The following is a 13941-nucleotide window of genomic DNA, read 5'->3' as shown; positions in this document are numbered from 1 at the left end:
TCTGATCAGGACATCGTTTCTCGAAGCCTGATACGAATGCGCGAGGGGTCTGGACTGTCATGAGCCGCAAAATCCTGGATCGCAAGCCGGGTTCACGCCAATTTTCGCTCCTGGGGATGTTGCTGTTTTCCGCAGTCGGCTGGTTTGCCATTGCCCTGCCTGATCATCCCGATGCCATCGTTATCGATGCTTTCGCGAGATTGCCGCTGGAAGTGCCGCTACTCGGGCTGGCGCTGTTGTTCGCCAGAGGCCGGCCCGCACGCTTTCTTGCCGGACTGGTAACGGTACTCGTCTTTGCGATCCTGTTGCTCAAACTTGCGGATATCGGCACGCAGGCCGCATTTCAGCGTCCTTTCAACCCCTATCTGGACGCCCGCATGCTGGCGGATGGATGGAATCTCCTGTCCGGTTCAATCGGCATCGCTGCCACGCTCGCGGCAATCCTTGCCATCGTCGCTGCGCTGTTGGGCTTTGGGTTCTTGTTTCGGCGGGCGATCGGCTGGATGGCGATGGCCGAAGGGAGGATGCGCAGCGGACTACTGGTCGCCTTTGCCGCGCCGTTGCTGATCGGCGCATTCGGCTTTGCCGCCGGCCAGCCCGGGGTCGAGGCGCGGATGTCGCGTTATCTCCTTGAACGTCTCGCTCTGGTCGCAAGCTCTGTCGGGGATCTCAGGGCCTTTGAGGCTGACCTGGCTCGCGCCGACGGGCAGATATCCGGCGCTGGCCTGTTTTCGGCAATCACGGGTCAGGATGTTGTTTTGATCTTCGTCGAATCCTATGGCCGCAGTGCCATCGAAGACCCCCGTTATGCATCTGTAACGACGTCCCGCCTGCAGGCGATCGAGACGCAACTGGCATCGGCGGGCCTTTCCTCCGCCAGCGCCTGGGTCGGCTCGCCGACGGTGGGCGGGCTGAGCTGGCTTGCCCATGGCACGCTGCTGTCCGGGCTCTGGGTCGATAGCCAGGCACGTTATGACCGGTTGATGCGCAGTGAAAAGCCAAGCTTGAATAGGCTGTTCGTCGATGCCGGCTGGAAGAGTGTCGCGGTCATGCCGGCGATCACCATGGCGTGGCCGGAGGCCGCCTATTTCGGCTATGACCGAATTCTGGCGGCTGCCGATCTTGGCTACCGCGGTCAGCCGTTCAACTGGGTGACGATGCCCGATCAGTACACGCTTTCGGCCTTCGAGCGACTGGTGCGCGCGCTGCCGGCCAAGGAGCGCAAGCCGGTGATGGCCGAAATCGCGCTGATCTCCAGTCATGCGCCCTGGACGCCGGTGGCCAGCCTCGTCGACTGGCAGTCGGTCGGGGATGGTTCGGTTTTTGACGCCCAGGCAACAAGCGGCGATGCACCCTCGGTCGTCTGGGCAGATCCGGAACGCGTGCGCGCGCACTATATCCAGACCATAGACTATTCGCTCGAGACGTTGGGGAGTTACATGACACGTTTCGGCAAGGACACCGTCTTTGTCATTCTCGGCGATCATCAGCCCGCGGCGATCGTGACCGGCGCCGACGCGCCGCGTAGCGTACCCCTGCATGTGGTCAGCGCAGACGCGGCGCTGATCGACCGTTTCCGCCGGACTGGGTTTGCGGCAGGTATGATCCCGAAAGCCGATACGCGCGAGTGGCCGATGGATCAGATGCGCGGTGTGCTGATCGACCTGTTCACGAAAGTCCGGTGACTGCCTCGTCATTGTCGCGGGACCCCAGGCGCTGCTGTTCGCGCAATCTCCAGGCGCGCGGCGTCGAGCCCGTCTTCCGGGTGAATAAGCGGGAAAAATAGGCGGGATCGGCAAAGCCGAGGCGGAAAGCCACTTCCTGGATGCTGCCGGGGGTAAACAGCAGTTCGCGCTGGGCCTCCTCCAGAAGGCGACGCATCAGTAGCTCCTGAGTGCTCACGCCAGCCTTGTCCTTGACCACGCGGTTGAGATGGGTCGGCGAAATACCGAGAGCCGTGGCATAGAAGCTTGCCGCGCGATGGTTTCTCACCTCACGGTGCATCAGGGCCGTCAGCGTTTCCATGCGCCGGTCGTTCTCATCCGTGCTTTCTGCATCTGCTGCATCCTGCCCCGCCAGTCGCGCTGTCAGCGTCAGGGCAGTGGCGAGGCATGCCTCCATCATAATCGCCCGACCGCTGCGTCGCTCCTGCCACTCGTCGCAAAGTCGTAGGATGCTTGCCCGGATCAGGGCGGAATCGCCATGCTTGTCGTCGAGCTGCGTGACGCGCGTGCTCGACAGAAAGGCGCCCAGTGGACTGGGTTCGCCAGGGCGGACAGGCAGACGCGATGTGAGGAAGGTCAGAACGTAGCCGTCGATGTCCGGTGAAAAGCGGAACCCATGATGGATGCCGGGCGGAACGGTCAACACTGCGCAGGGTTCGAAACGCACAATGTCGTTGCCAAAGAGAGCATCGCCGGAGCCACCCGTGACCAGCAGGATCTGAAAGAAGTGGTCGTGGCGATGCAGGCCGATTTCCCAATGGTATTGGCTGCTTCGCGCCGGTATCGTTTCGCAGTGCACCCAAAAGCGCGCCGACGCGGGCTCATCTTCGCCATAGAGCTCATAGGTCGGGATCATTCTGTCAGCGGGAGGTTTGCGGTTCGTCATGTTCGAAATGTGCAATAAAAGACATCCTTAGTCCATTGTTGTGGCGCCGATCCGGGGCCAGAGTTTGCGTATAGACAAGTTTGCAGACGCATTCGGGAGGAACCATGCGCACCAGGGTTGCCATCATCGGCTCAGGCCCGTCAGGCCTTTTGCTCGGTCAGATTTTGACGAATGCGGGTATCGACAACATCATCATCGACCGGGTGGGCAAGGAGCATATCCTCGCCCGTGTGCGGGCCGGCGTTCTGGAAGAAGGCATGGTCGGCATGCTCGATCGTGCCGGTGTCGGTGCGCGCATGCATCGTGAAGGCCTGCCGCATGACGGCTTTTCACTGGCGTTTGATGGCCGCGACCACCGTATCGATCTGTTCGATCTGACCGGTGGCAAGCGGGTGATGGTCTATGGCCAGACCGAACTCACCCTCGATCTGATCGAAAGACGTGAGCGCGACGGTGGCATCACGATCCATGATGCGGCCAATGTCACACCGGCAGGTTTCGATGGCGACAGCCCCTATCTGACCTATGACAAGGACGGTGTCTCCCATCGCATCGACTGCGATTTCATCGCCGGATGTGATGGTTTCCATGGGGCAAGCCGCAAGGCGGTCCCGGAAGCCGCGATCAAGACATTCGAAAAGGTCTATCCCTTCGGTTGGCTCGGTATTCTGGCCGATGTGCCGCCGGTCAATCACGAGTTGATCTATGCGAACCACCCCCGTGGCTTCGCGCTCTGTTCGATGCGCTCGAATACCCGCAGTCGTTATTATGTTCAGTGCTCGCTCGACGACACGGTCGACATGTGGTCGGACGATCGCTTCTGGGACGAGTTGCGCCGCCGGTTGCCGGCCCATCATGCCGAAGCCTTGGTGACAGGACCGAGTTTCGAGAAATCGATAGCACCCTTGCGTTCGTTCGTCGCCGAGCCGATGCGCTTCGGACGCCTGTTCCTGGTGGGTGATGCGGCCCATATCGTGCCACCGACCGGCGCCAAGGGGCTCAATCTGGCGGCATCCGACGTCTTCTACCTGATCGAGGGCCTGCTTGAGTTTTATCAGGAGAAGTCGAATGCTGGGCTCGATGCCTATTCCGCCAAGGCGCTGAAACGGGTGTGGAATGCCGTGCGCTTTTCCTGGTCGATGACGACGCTGCTGCATCGCTTTCCCGACAATGGTGATTTCGGCCAGAAGATCCAGGAAGCGGAACTGGACTACCTGACGCATTCCCGGGCGGCCGCAACAGCGATGGCGGAGAATTATGTCGGCTTGCCCTACTGAGGGTCGCGCGCTCTTGCTGTCGCCAAATAGTATGTTAAGCTTACTATAATGCGATGCTGGTTGCCGAGACCCGAGCCTCCGACGATGAGTGTTCGTTGAGGGGCCTGGCAGGTTCGATCTGACGCATTGGGAGATGTGGCGGTGTTTTGGCGTGCAGCAACGGGGTGTTCCCTGTGCAAGCTGGCGGATAGATCAATACGACAAAGGAGGAGACATTCATGAACATGCATATTTCATTGCTGATCAATGGCGCGGAGCAGGCCGCCGAAGGTGGCCGGACCTTTGACCGGATCAATCCCTTTACCCAGAAGGTTGCAACGACAGCGTCAGCTGCGAGCCTGAAGGACGTGCAGGCGGCGGTTGATGCCGCTTCGGCGGCGTTTCCGGCCTGGTCGAAGACAGGTCCGGGCGAGCGGCGCAAGATCCTGCTCAAGGCCGCTGATATCATGGAGGCCAAGGCAGGCGAGTTCAGCGAGCTGGTGATTTCCGAAACGGGTGCCACCGGTCACTGGGGCGGCTTCAATGTCATGGTGGCGGCCAGCATGCTGCGCGAAGCGGCTTCGATGACCACCCAGATTTCCGGCGAGGTCATTCCGTCGAACAAGCCGGGTTCGTTGTCGATGGGCATGCGTCAGGCGGTCGGCGTCTGCCTTGGCATTGCACCCTGGAATGCGCCGATCATTCTCGGCACTCGCGCCGTCGCCATGCCGATCGCCTGTGGCAATACCGTCATCCTTAAGGCATCGGAGCAGTGCCCGGGTACCCATCGTCTGATTGCCCAGTGCCTTGTCGAAGCGGGTTTGCCGACTGGTGTGATCAGCGTCATCACCAATGCGCCGGAAGATGCGGCAAGCATCGTCGAGGCATTGATTACCAATCCGGCGATCAAGCGGGTCAACTTCACCGGCTCGACCAAGGTTGGCAAGATCATCGGTGAACTTTGCGGTCGTCACCTGAAACCGGCGCTGCTCGAATTGGGCGGCAAGGCGCCGCTTGTCATTCTCGACGATGCCGACATCGATGCGGCGGTTAACGCGGCAGCCTTCGGTGCCTTCGCCAATATGGGCCAGATCTGCATGTCGACCGAGCGCATCATCGTCGATGCAAAGATTGCCGATGAATTTGTCGAAAAGCTTGCGGCCAAGGCTTCGAAACTGCCGGCTGGCGATCCACGCGGGCATGTCGTTCTGGGCTCCCTGATCAGCCTCGAGTCTGCCAAAAAGATGGAAGAACTGATCAGTGATGCCGTCTCCAAGGGGGCAAAGTTGGTGGCCGGCGGCAAGCGCGACGGCAGTGTGGTCGAGGCGACGCTGCTCGACCATGTGACCTCGGACATGCGCATGTATTCGGAAGAGAGCTTTGGACCGGTCAAGCCGATCATTCGCGTCGCGGGCGAGGATGAGGCGATCCGCATTGCCAACGACACCGAATACGGGCTGTCGGGCGCTGTGTTCAGCCGAGATATCCAGCGGGCGCTTTCGGTTGCCGGGCGTATCGAATCCGGCATCTGCCATATCAATGGCCCAACGGTCTTCGATGAGCCCCAGATGCCGTTCGGCGGCGTCAAGGGCAGTGGCTACGGCCGTTTCGGCGGCAAGGCGGCGATTGCAGAATTTACCGATCTGCGCTGGATCACCATCGAGGATCCGAACCAGCATTATCCGTTCTGAGGATAAGACTTGACCATCAACGGCCGCCCGAAAGGCGGCCGTTTGATTGACAGGCGTTTTTACTCGACGTCGCCGCGACCAGGGATGATGTCGGCATAGATGCGCTTCAGCCCTTCGACGAAAACCTGCAGTTCTTCCGGGGTGAAGCGTGCAGTGAAGCGCAGTTCGTGTTGTTGCTGGATCGTGCGGGCCTGGCCGATCAGGGCGAGGCCGTCGGTCGTCATCAGCAATTCCTGACGCCGCCTGTCCACGGCGGAAGGTTTGCGTTCGATCAGCTTGCGCGCCTCAAGCCTGTTGACCAGCGCCATCATCGTGGCGCGGTCCATGCTCAGCTGATTGGCAATGTCGATCTGGCTGACGCGCGGATTGGCGGCGATCAGCTCCAGCACTGCGAACTGTTTCTGCGTCAGGCCGATATCGCACATGGCGGCCGAATAATCCTGGTAGATCGCGACATTGGCCATGCGCAGATGAAAGCCGAGTATGTCATCGAGCCGCCCGGTGCGCAGGCCTGTCCCGAGTTCTGGGGCGTCATCGTCATTGGCCGGTCTGAGGTCACTTGGTCGCGTCATGACTTGTCTTTCGCTGAAGCGCCTCTTGTTGTTGCGCCTTTATCATCACTGGCAACATTAGCAGCCAAAATTCCACTTGTCTGTCCCTGCTTTTATATAGTATGTGTAACTTACAAAATTGCCAGGGAGAGGCGATGTGGAGGAGAAGCCAATTATGCAGCCAAGCACGCTGACTGCTGCCATGCATCCCAACGCGGTCGGGCTGGAGACAGATGACCCCTTGATCTACCGGGCCAGAGTCAACCCGGAACGCCCCGCCGTCTTCGAGGTGGCGACAGGCCTTGGTCAGACCTATGCCGAACTCGACGACAGCGTCGCCCGTATCGCCACGGTTCTGGCGCAGGTGATTGCGCCAGATACTGCGCCGGGCGAAGCCTTCGCGCGTATCGCCTATCTCGGCCGCAACTCGATCGCGCAGATCGCCGTCTGCCTTGCCTGCCAAAGGGCGGGCTATGTCTTTGTGCCGCTCAACTGGCGGCTTGGCGCAATGGAGCTTGCGCCGATCATCGATGACTGCAAGCCAGCGCTTCTCTTGCATGACCTGGAATTTGCCGAGGTGCTCGGCCTGATCCGTGACCTTGCGCCAAAGCGGCTGCCGGTTGAAGGCGAGGGTGGTCTTCTGACTCTGGCTGCCGACATGCCGCGCGCTGAGCCTGTGTCCATAAATGCGGATGCCCCCTGCATCATGCTCTACACGTCGGGAACCACCGGTGTTCCCAAAGGCGTCATCATCACAAGGCGCAACACCTTTGCGGCTGCGATCAATTTTGCCCTAGTCGGCGAGGTCACGGCAGCGTCGGTTTCCCTCTGTGATCTGCCGTTCTTCCACACGATCGGTCTTGTCGCCATTTGTCGAACCACACTGCTGATGGGCGGCCGTCTTGTCATCTCCGATCGTTTCCTGACAGAGCGCACGTTGGCAACACTGGGTGACACATCGCTTGGCGTGACACATTATTTCGCCGTACCGCAGATGGCGGCGGCCCTGCGCTCGGCGTCGAACTGGGATCCATCGGCACTCAAGGCATTGCAGGCGATCTTCATCGGCGGCGCGCCTTTGTCACCGGCGCTGATCAGGACTTTCCTCGACGACGGCATTCCGTTGGTCAACGGCTATGGCATGAGCGAAGCGGGCACGGCGATCCACATGCCGCTCGACCGTGACATGGTGGCAACCTATCCCGGCAGTGTCGGCTTTCCCGCGCCTTTGATCGAGGTTCGGCTGGTCGGCGAAGACGGCGCGGACGTGGCAGATGGCGAGGTCGGAGAAATCTGGCTGCGTGGTCCGTCGGTGACGCCCGGTTACTGGAACAAGCCCGAGGAGACGGCCAAGGCCTTTGTCGGCGACTGGTATCGATCCGGCGATCTGGGCAGGCGCGATCCGGGTGGCGTGATCCACGTGCCCGACCGGCTGAAGGACATGTATATTTCCGGCGGCGAAAACGTCTTTCCGGCCGAGGTTGAGGCTGTGATCGGCGCCCATCCGAAAGTGCGCGACGTCGCCGTGATCGGGGTCGACGATCCCCGATGGGGTGAGTGCGGGCTCGCCTTCGTCGTGGCTGTGGACGCAGGTGCGACAGCAGAAGAGATCTTCGTCCACTGCGCCGAGCGGCTCGCCCCCTACAAGCGGCCGACGCGCGTGATCTTCCTCGATACCATTCCGCGGACGGCATCCGGCAAGGCGCAAAAACACATTTTGCGCCAGAGCCACATTCCATCCTGAACATCATGGCCCGGTCAGAAAAGACCGGCAATCAACAGACTTCAAAGGGAGTGCAACATGACCGAGACTGACAAAACCGTGGCCGATCCGGTCCTCGTGGAATTCGACAACGGCATTGCTTTCGTCACGCTCAACCGTCCGGAAAAGCGCAATGCGATGAACCCGGCGTTGAACAAGCGGATGATGGAAGTGCTTGAGGATCTCGAGGCCGACGACCGTTGCGGCGTTCTGGTGCTGCGCGGCGCCGGCCAGTCCTGGTCGGCCGGCATGGACCTCAAGGAGTATTTCCGCGAAAATGACGGCAAGGGCCGGGCTGCGGTCCTGAAGAGCCGCCGCCAGTCCGGTGGCTGGTGGAACCGGCTGATGTATTTCGAAAAGCCGACCATCGCCATGGTCAACGGCTGGTGCTTCGGTGGCGCGTTCACGCCGCTGGTGGCATGCGATCTGGCGGTTGCCGCCGATGAGGCAACCTTCGGCCTGTCGGAAATCAACTGGGGCATCCTGCCGGGTGGCAATGTCACGCGTGCCGTCGCCGAAGTGATGAACCATCGCGACTCGCTCTACTACATCATGACCGGCGAAAATTTCGGCGGCCAGAAGGCGCGTGACATGGGGCTGGTCAACGAATCCGTGCCGCTTGCCGAGCTTGAGACCCGCGTGCGGGCCATCTGCGCAACCCTGCTCGAAAAGAACCCGGTGGTGCTGAAGGCAGCCAAGGACACGTTCAAGCGCGTGCGCAACATGCCCTGGGAACTGGCCGACGACTATATCTATGCCAAGCTCGAGCAGATGCTGTTTCTCGACAAGAGCAATGGCCGCGCCGAGGGCCTCAAGCAGTTTCTCGACGACAAGACCTATCGTCCGGGCCTTGGCACCTACAAGCGTTGAAGCCACAATTGATCAACCGGCCGGATTGTTCGGCCGGTTGATTTTATGGGATTATGCCTCGAACCGCGCGATCTCTGCGCCGGCCTGAAGATAGGCTCCAGCTTCCGCAACGAGGCGGATCTTGCCGGCACGCAACGCCGTCACCTGGGTTTCCATCTTCATCGCCTCCATGACGGCGATCAGGTCGCCGGCAGCCACTTCTGCGCCGTCTTCGACCTTGAATGCCTGCAGCGTGCCGGAGATGGGCGCCGTGATGTTGAGTGCATCTTCGGCTTTCGCGGATGAAGCCGCGCCGATATTCTGACCGGACAGTCCGCCGAGACCAGCCAGCAGGGCGGCTGGAATGCCGAGTGCATGGCGCTTGCCGTCGATTTCGACATGGGTGCGGATCAGGGCGCTGTCACCCGTGGTCTCCGGGCGGGCTGCTGCTTCCAGTGTTGCGGCAAAATCGGTCTCGATCCAGCGCGTATGTACCTTGAAGCCGTCTTCACCGGTGAAGTCCGGGCTCTCCATGGCCGCGCGGTGGAAAGGCAGGACGGTGGCAATGCCCTCGATCTTGAACTCTTTCAAGGCCCGGCGTGCGCGGGCCAAAGCCTGTTCGCGCGTGGCGCCGGTGACGATCAGCTTGGCCATGAGGGAATCGAATGTTCCAGGCACGGTCGAACCGGAGACGACGCCGGTGTCGAGCCGGATGCCGGGGCCGGACGGGGCGTCGAATGTCGTGATCGTGCCAGGCGTCGGCAGGAAGCCGCGACCGGGATCCTCGGCATTGATGCGGAACTCGATCGAATGGCCGCGCGGGACCGGCGTTTCGGTGACCAGTAGTGGCAAACCGTCGGCAATGCGGAACTGTTCAATGACCAGATCAATGCCGGTCGTTTCCTCGGTCACGGGATGTTCGACCTGCAGACGGGTGTTGACCTCGAGGAAGGAGATCGTGCCATCGACGCCGAGCAGGAATTCCACCGTGCCGGCACCCGAATAACCGGCTGCAGCACAGATACGCTTGGCAGCATCATGGATTTCCTGGCGCTGGGCGTCGGTAAGGAAGGGGGCGGGCGCTTCTTCGACGAGCTTCTGGTTGCGCCGTTGCAAGGAGCAGTCGCGGGTGCCGAGCACCAACACATTGCCATGCTTGTCGGCCAGCACCTGCGCTTCGATATGGCGTGGTCGGTCGAGAAAACGCTCGAGAAAACATTCGCCGCGACCGAAGGCGGCCTTCGCCTCGCGCACGGCGGAGTCATAAAGCTCGGGAATTTCTTCCATGGTCCAGGCGACCTTGAGACCGCGACCGCCGCCGCCATGGGCGGCCTTGATGGCAACGGGCAGGCCGTGCTGCTCGGCAAAGGCGGTGACTTCGGCTGCCGTCTCGACCGGGCCGTCGCTGCCAGCGACCAGAGGCGCGCCAACGCTGGTTGCGATGCGCCGTGCCTCGACCTTGTCGCCGAGCGCTTCGATGACATGCGGATCGGGACCGATCCAGATCAGGCCGGCCTCTTGCACGGCACGGGCGAATTCCGCCCGTTCCGAGAGGAAGCCATAGCCAGGATGCACGGCATCTGCCCCAGAACGCCTGGCAACGGCGATCAGCTTGTCGATGTCGAGATAGGTTTCCGCCGGGCGGCTGCCGTCCAGTCCATAGGCCTCGTCGGCGAGCCCGACGAAGAGCGCATCCATATCGGGATCGGCATAGACCGCGACCGACTGGATGCCATGGTCACGACAGGCGCGGATGATGCGGACGGCGATTTCGCCACGGTTGGCGATCAGCACTTTTTTCATGGATGTCTCCTCACAGTATTCTTCGTGCGATTTTGCTCGTTTCAGGCTTTTGCAGGCTTGATATCGGCAAACCTCGTCACAGGCTGGAAGCGGATCTGGGCATTGACCGGGATCTGCCCGGCGAGATCGAGATGGTATTCGGCAACCGTGCCGATCACGGGATAACCGCCGGTCAAGGGATGGTCGGCGAGGAAAAGAACGGGTTGCCCGCTATGCGGCACCTGGATTGCGCCGGTGGCCGTGCCCTCGCTCGGAAGTTCCGCCTTGTCCTTGCGCTCAAGCGCAACGTCGCCGCTGATCCGGATGCCGACACGGTTCGACTGTGGTGTGACCTGCCAGAGCTGCGATGAAAGCGTGGCAATGCCAGTCTCCGTGAACCAGTCACTGCGCGGCCCCATGATGACGTCCAGCGTGACAACGTCACCGGAGGCCGGATGATCGAAGGCGGGTGCTTCGGTCAATGAAACGCTGCTGAGGCCGGCTGCCTCGTGGTTGATCGTCAGCACGGCGCCGGCAGTCACGGGATCGGGGCCAACAACGGCAAGTGTGTCGGTCGAAGCGCTGCCGAGCACCGGCTTGACGGCAAAGCCGCCGCGCACCGAGAGATAGCTGCGCATGCCCTTCGGGGCCTGGCCGAGTGTGACGACATCGCCGGCTTCGAGCGCAATCGGCTGATAGGTCGAGGCTTCGATGCTGCGTCCAGATGCATCGCGGATCGTGATCGGGCAGGGAGCACCTGCGATGCCAAGCACGGTGCGGCCGGAGACTTCAAAGGAAAAGCCGCCGAGGATGATCTCAAGCACAGGTGTTCCGGCAGAATTGCCGACGATGCGGTTGGCGGCCTTGAGCGCGCCCTGATCGAGAGCGCCGGACGACGATACGCCCTGGCCGGTCTGGCCGAAGCGACCGAGGTCCTGGAACAGGGCCGGCACGGGGGCTGCCAGAACCGTGAACGTTAGGTCGTTGCCGGGAGGTTCAGTCGGTGCCGCGCCGGAAGTCTGGATGGTTGCAGCTTTGGCGGTCGGCATGATGACCGCTGCAGCCTTCTTGGCCAGGTCGATGAAACGCACCCGGTGTCCGGGCTGGAAAAGAGCGGGCGGATCGCGTGACAGGTCCCACATCTTTTCCGGCGTTGTGCCGATGATCTGCCAGCCGCCGGGGCTGTTTTGCGGGTAGACACCCGAGAACGCGCCGGCGAGCGCAACCGAGCCGGCCGGAATTTTCGTCCGTGGGCTCTGGCGGCGTGGCACCTGCAGGGCCGGGTCGCCACCGACGAGATAACCGAAGCCGGGGGCAAAACCGCAAAAGGCGACGGTGAACGTGCTCTCCGTGTGGCGGCGGGCAACATCCTCGACAGACAGACCGGTCAACTCGGCGACGTCGGCAAGATCCTCGCCGTCATAATTGACCGGGATTTCCACCAGCATATCCGACGCTTCGAGGCGGGCGGAAAGATCGCGCGTGGCGATAGTGGCGGCAAGCCGCTCGGCTGTCAGCTTTTCTGCCCGAAACCGGATCATCAGGGTGCGGGCGGCCGGCACCATGTCGATGATGCCATCCACCGGATCGGCTTCGAGCGAGGCGAACAGCGCCAGCGTCTCGTCGAGATCGGCGAGTTCGACCAGAAGAACTGTCAGGCTGACGGGCAGGATACGCATCGGAACCTCACGCGTGATAGGCGGAATCAGGAATGTCGGTGATGAACATGTGGCCGGGCGCATGGGTAATGGCAAAGGGCACGCCAGACGCCATGACGGCGGCCTGCGGGGTCACGCCACAGGCCCAGAACACCGGCACTTCGCCAGGCTCAATGCGCACCGGATCGCCGAATTCCGGCTTGGAAAGATCCTTGATGCCGATCTCTTCCGGCGCACCGACATGCACGGGTGCGCCATGCACGGCCGGAAAGCGGCCGGAAATGGTGGCAGCATCGGACACGCGCGATGCCGGGATCGGCCGCATCGAGACGACCATGTTGCCATGCAGGCGACCGGCGGGACGGCAGGCCTTGTTGGTCAGATACATCGGCACGTTCGACTTGTCGGTCATGTGGCGGATTTCGATGCCGGCCTCGACCATCGGCGTTTCGAAGGTGAAGCTGCATCCGATCAGGAAGCTGACGAGGTCGGGATGTTCTGCCCATGCCGCGGTCGCATCCGCGGTTTCCTCGGCCAGCTTCCCGTCGCGCCAGATGCGATAAAGGGGGATATCCTTGCGCAGGTCAGCATCCGGTGCCAGTAAGGTTGTATGCGAGCCGGGATCGGATACGTCCAGAACCGGACAGGCTTTGGGGTTGCGCTGGGCATAGAGCAGGAAGTCGAAGGCCCAGTCGCGCGGCAGCACGATCATGTTGGCCTGGGTAAAACCCGGTGCCACGCCTGACGTCGGCTCGATGCGGCCTGCACGATACCGTTCGCGGGCGCTGCGGGCCGGCGCGGCATTCACATGGCGAAGATGATCCAGGGCAATCATTGTATTCCTCCCTTGAAGTTTACTCAGGCCGACAGAAACGATCGGACCGTAATGCCGCTTTCCTCGAACGTGCGGCGGATTTCGCGGGCAATGGTAACAGCGCCAGGGCTGTCGCCATGTACGCAGATCGACTGGGCATCGATATTGATCGTCGAGCCATCGATCGCTTCCAGCGTGCCTTCCCGGGCAAGCTGCAGCATTCGGCCTGCGATCTCGGCCGTATCGTGCAGGACGGCACCCGGCTCGCGGCGTGAAACAAGTTGGCCGTCCGGCATATAGGCGCGGTCGGCAAAGGCCTCGGCGACGACATTGAGGCCGGATTTGCGGGCGAGATCGAGGATCGGCGCACCGGCAAGTCCCATCAAGACGAGCGAGGGATCGATGGCCAGGATGCTGTCGATCACAGCCTGGCCCTGCTTGGGATCGTGGGCGATGCGATTATAAAGCGCACCATGCGGCTTAACATAGGCGACGGTGACGCCGGCCGATGCGGCGATGCCCTTCAGTGCGCCGATCTGGTAGATCATATCGGCGATCAGTTCATCGCGTGTGACATCCATGTCGCGCCGGCCGAAGCCGACGCGATCGGGATAGGAGACATGTGCCCCAATCGAAACACCGTTTTTGGCAGCAGCGCGAACAGTGTTCAGGATGCCGACGGGATCGCCGGCGTGAAAACCGCAGGCGACATTGGCGCTGGAGACGTTGGCGAGCATCGCTGAGTCATCGCCCATAGCCCAGGCGCCGTAGCTTTCACCGAGATCGCTGTTCAGATCGATGGCAGTCATGTCAGGTCTCCTCAATACAAGTCCAGCAAGATTGTCCGGCGCTTTGTTTGAAACAAAAGGCAAGAGAAGTTCCGCGTCTCGGGAGAAACGCGGAACCGTGCGTCAGGCAGCCGTCAGCAGGGCAAAGATCGGGCCGATGGACTTGTAGCCCATGTACCA

Annotated in this window: 11 protein-coding genes; 5 read left to right on the top strand and 6 right to left on the bottom strand. The window is 61.6% G+C overall.

Annotation, left to right across the window (positions count from 1 at the left end):
• The first annotated feature begins 59 nt into the window (after positions 1-59).
• Positions 60-1685 carry a sulfatase-like hydrolase/transferase gene (locus PDO_RS19890; RefSeq protein ID WP_007606123.1) on the top strand — a complete coding sequence of 542 codons (1626 nt, stop codon included), beginning with the start codon at positions 60-62 and terminating at the stop codon, positions 1683-1685.
• On the opposite strand, the gene PDO_RS19885 is transcribed toward PDO_RS19890, so the two are convergent.
• Entirely contained in the window at positions 1669-2580 is a 912-nt protein-coding gene (locus PDO_RS19885; RefSeq protein WP_244426490.1) for a helix-turn-helix domain-containing protein, read from the bottom strand. The two genes, PDO_RS19890 and PDO_RS19885, sit on opposite strands and share 17 nt — an antisense overlap.
• A 134-nt stretch (positions 2581-2714) precedes the next feature.
• Here PDO_RS19885 and pobA point away from each other — a divergent pair, with 134 nt between their 5' ends.
• Entirely contained in the window at positions 2715-3887 is a 1173-nt protein-coding gene (gene pobA, locus PDO_RS19880; RefSeq protein ID WP_007606121.1) for a 4-hydroxybenzoate 3-monooxygenase, read from the top strand.
• A gap of 224 nt (positions 3888-4111) precedes the next feature.
• The gene (locus PDO_RS19875) at positions 4112-5557 is read left to right on the top strand and encodes an aldehyde dehydrogenase (protein WP_037074800.1); all 1446 of its coding nucleotides are present in this window, start codon (positions 4112-4114) and stop codon (positions 5555-5557) included.
• 59 nt (positions 5558-5616) lie between these two features.
• Here the strand turns inward: PDO_RS19875 and PDO_RS19870 are convergent, their stop codons facing one another.
• Positions 5617-6129, bottom strand: a complete 513-nt coding sequence (locus PDO_RS19870) for a MarR family winged helix-turn-helix transcriptional regulator (RefSeq protein WP_007606119.1) — start codon at positions 6127-6129, stop codon at positions 5617-5619.
• A gap of 154 nt (positions 6130-6283) precedes the next feature.
• On the opposite strand from PDO_RS19870, the gene PDO_RS19865 reads away from it, so the two are divergent.
• Together PDO_RS19865 and PDO_RS19860 are read left to right on the top strand one after the other, a co-directional pair.
• On the top strand, positions 6284-7852 hold the full coding sequence (locus tag PDO_RS19865; protein WP_007606118.1) for an AMP-binding protein: 1569 nt from the start codon (positions 6284-6286) through the stop codon (positions 7850-7852).
• Between the two features lie 57 nt (positions 7853-7909).
• On the top strand, positions 7910-8740 hold the full coding sequence (locus tag PDO_RS19860) for a p-hydroxycinnamoyl CoA hydratase/lyase (RefSeq protein WP_007606117.1): 831 nt from the start codon (positions 7910-7912) through the stop codon (positions 8738-8740).
• Positions 8741-8791: 51 nt separating this feature from the next.
• On the opposite strand, the gene PDO_RS19855 is transcribed toward PDO_RS19860, so the two are convergent.
• The 4 genes from PDO_RS19855 to PDO_RS19840 are packed head-to-tail and all read right to left on the bottom strand — an operon-like array spanning position 8792 to position 13782.
• Positions 8792-10522 (bottom strand): acetyl/propionyl/methylcrotonyl-CoA carboxylase subunit alpha, encoded by a 1731-nt coding sequence (locus PDO_RS19855; RefSeq protein WP_007606115.1) that lies wholly within the window; start codon positions 10520-10522, stop codon positions 8792-8794.
• A 41-nt stretch (positions 10523-10563) separates the two neighbouring features.
• Positions 10564-12180, bottom strand: a complete 1617-nt coding sequence (locus tag PDO_RS19850) for a 5-oxoprolinase subunit B/C family protein (RefSeq protein ID WP_007606113.1) — start codon at positions 12178-12180, stop codon at positions 10564-10566.
• A gap of 7 nt (positions 12181-12187) precedes the next feature.
• Positions 12188-12994 carry a putative hydro-lyase gene (locus tag PDO_RS19845; protein WP_007606112.1) on the bottom strand — a complete coding sequence of 269 codons (807 nt, stop codon included), beginning with the start codon at positions 12992-12994 and terminating at the stop codon, positions 12188-12190.
• A gap of 23 nt (positions 12995-13017) precedes the next feature.
• Positions 13018-13782 carry a LamB/YcsF family protein gene (locus PDO_RS19840; RefSeq protein ID WP_007606110.1) on the bottom strand — a complete coding sequence of 255 codons (765 nt, stop codon included), beginning with the start codon at positions 13780-13782 and terminating at the stop codon, positions 13018-13020.
• Between the last annotated feature and the right edge of the window lie 159 nt (positions 13783-13941).

It is taken from the genome of Rhizobium sp. PDO1-076 (assembly GCF_000247475.1).
Classification (GTDB): Bacteria; Pseudomonadota; Alphaproteobacteria; order Rhizobiales; family Rhizobiaceae; genus Allorhizobium.
This window is presented reverse-complemented; position numbering and strand designations above follow the sequence as displayed.

Coding starts and splice junctions, on each gene's coding strand:
- PDO_RS19890 (WP_007606123.1), top strand. CDS start 60: ATGAGCCGCAAAATCCTGGATCGCAAGCCGGGTTCACGCCAATTTTCG.
- PDO_RS19885 (WP_244426490.1), bottom strand. CDS start 2,580: ATGATCCCGACCTATGAGCTCTATGGCGAAGATGAGCCCGCGTCGGCG.
- pobA (WP_007606121.1), top strand. CDS start 2,715: ATGCGCACCAGGGTTGCCATCATCGGCTCAGGCCCGTCAGGCCTTTTG.
- PDO_RS19875 (WP_037074800.1), top strand. CDS start 4,112: ATGCATATTTCATTGCTGATCAATGGCGCGGAGCAGGCCGCCGAAGGT.
- PDO_RS19870 (WP_007606119.1), bottom strand. CDS start 6,129: ATGACGCGACCAAGTGACCTCAGACCGGCCAATGACGATGACGCCCCA.
- PDO_RS19865 (WP_007606118.1), top strand. CDS start 6,284: ATGCAGCCAAGCACGCTGACTGCTGCCATGCATCCCAACGCGGTCGGG.
- PDO_RS19860 (WP_007606117.1), top strand. CDS start 7,910: ATGACCGAGACTGACAAAACCGTGGCCGATCCGGTCCTCGTGGAATTC.
- PDO_RS19855 (WP_007606115.1), bottom strand. CDS start 10,522: ATGAAAAAAGTGCTGATCGCCAACCGTGGCGAAATCGCCGTCCGCATC.
- PDO_RS19850 (WP_007606113.1), bottom strand. CDS start 12,180: ATGCGTATCCTGCCCGTCAGCCTGACAGTTCTTCTGGTCGAACTCGCC.
- PDO_RS19845 (WP_007606112.1), bottom strand. CDS start 12,994: ATGATTGCCCTGGATCATCTTCGCCATGTGAATGCCGCGCCGGCCCGC.
- PDO_RS19840 (WP_007606110.1), bottom strand. CDS start 13,782: ATGACTGCCATCGATCTGAACAGCGATCTCGGTGAAAGCTACGGCGCC.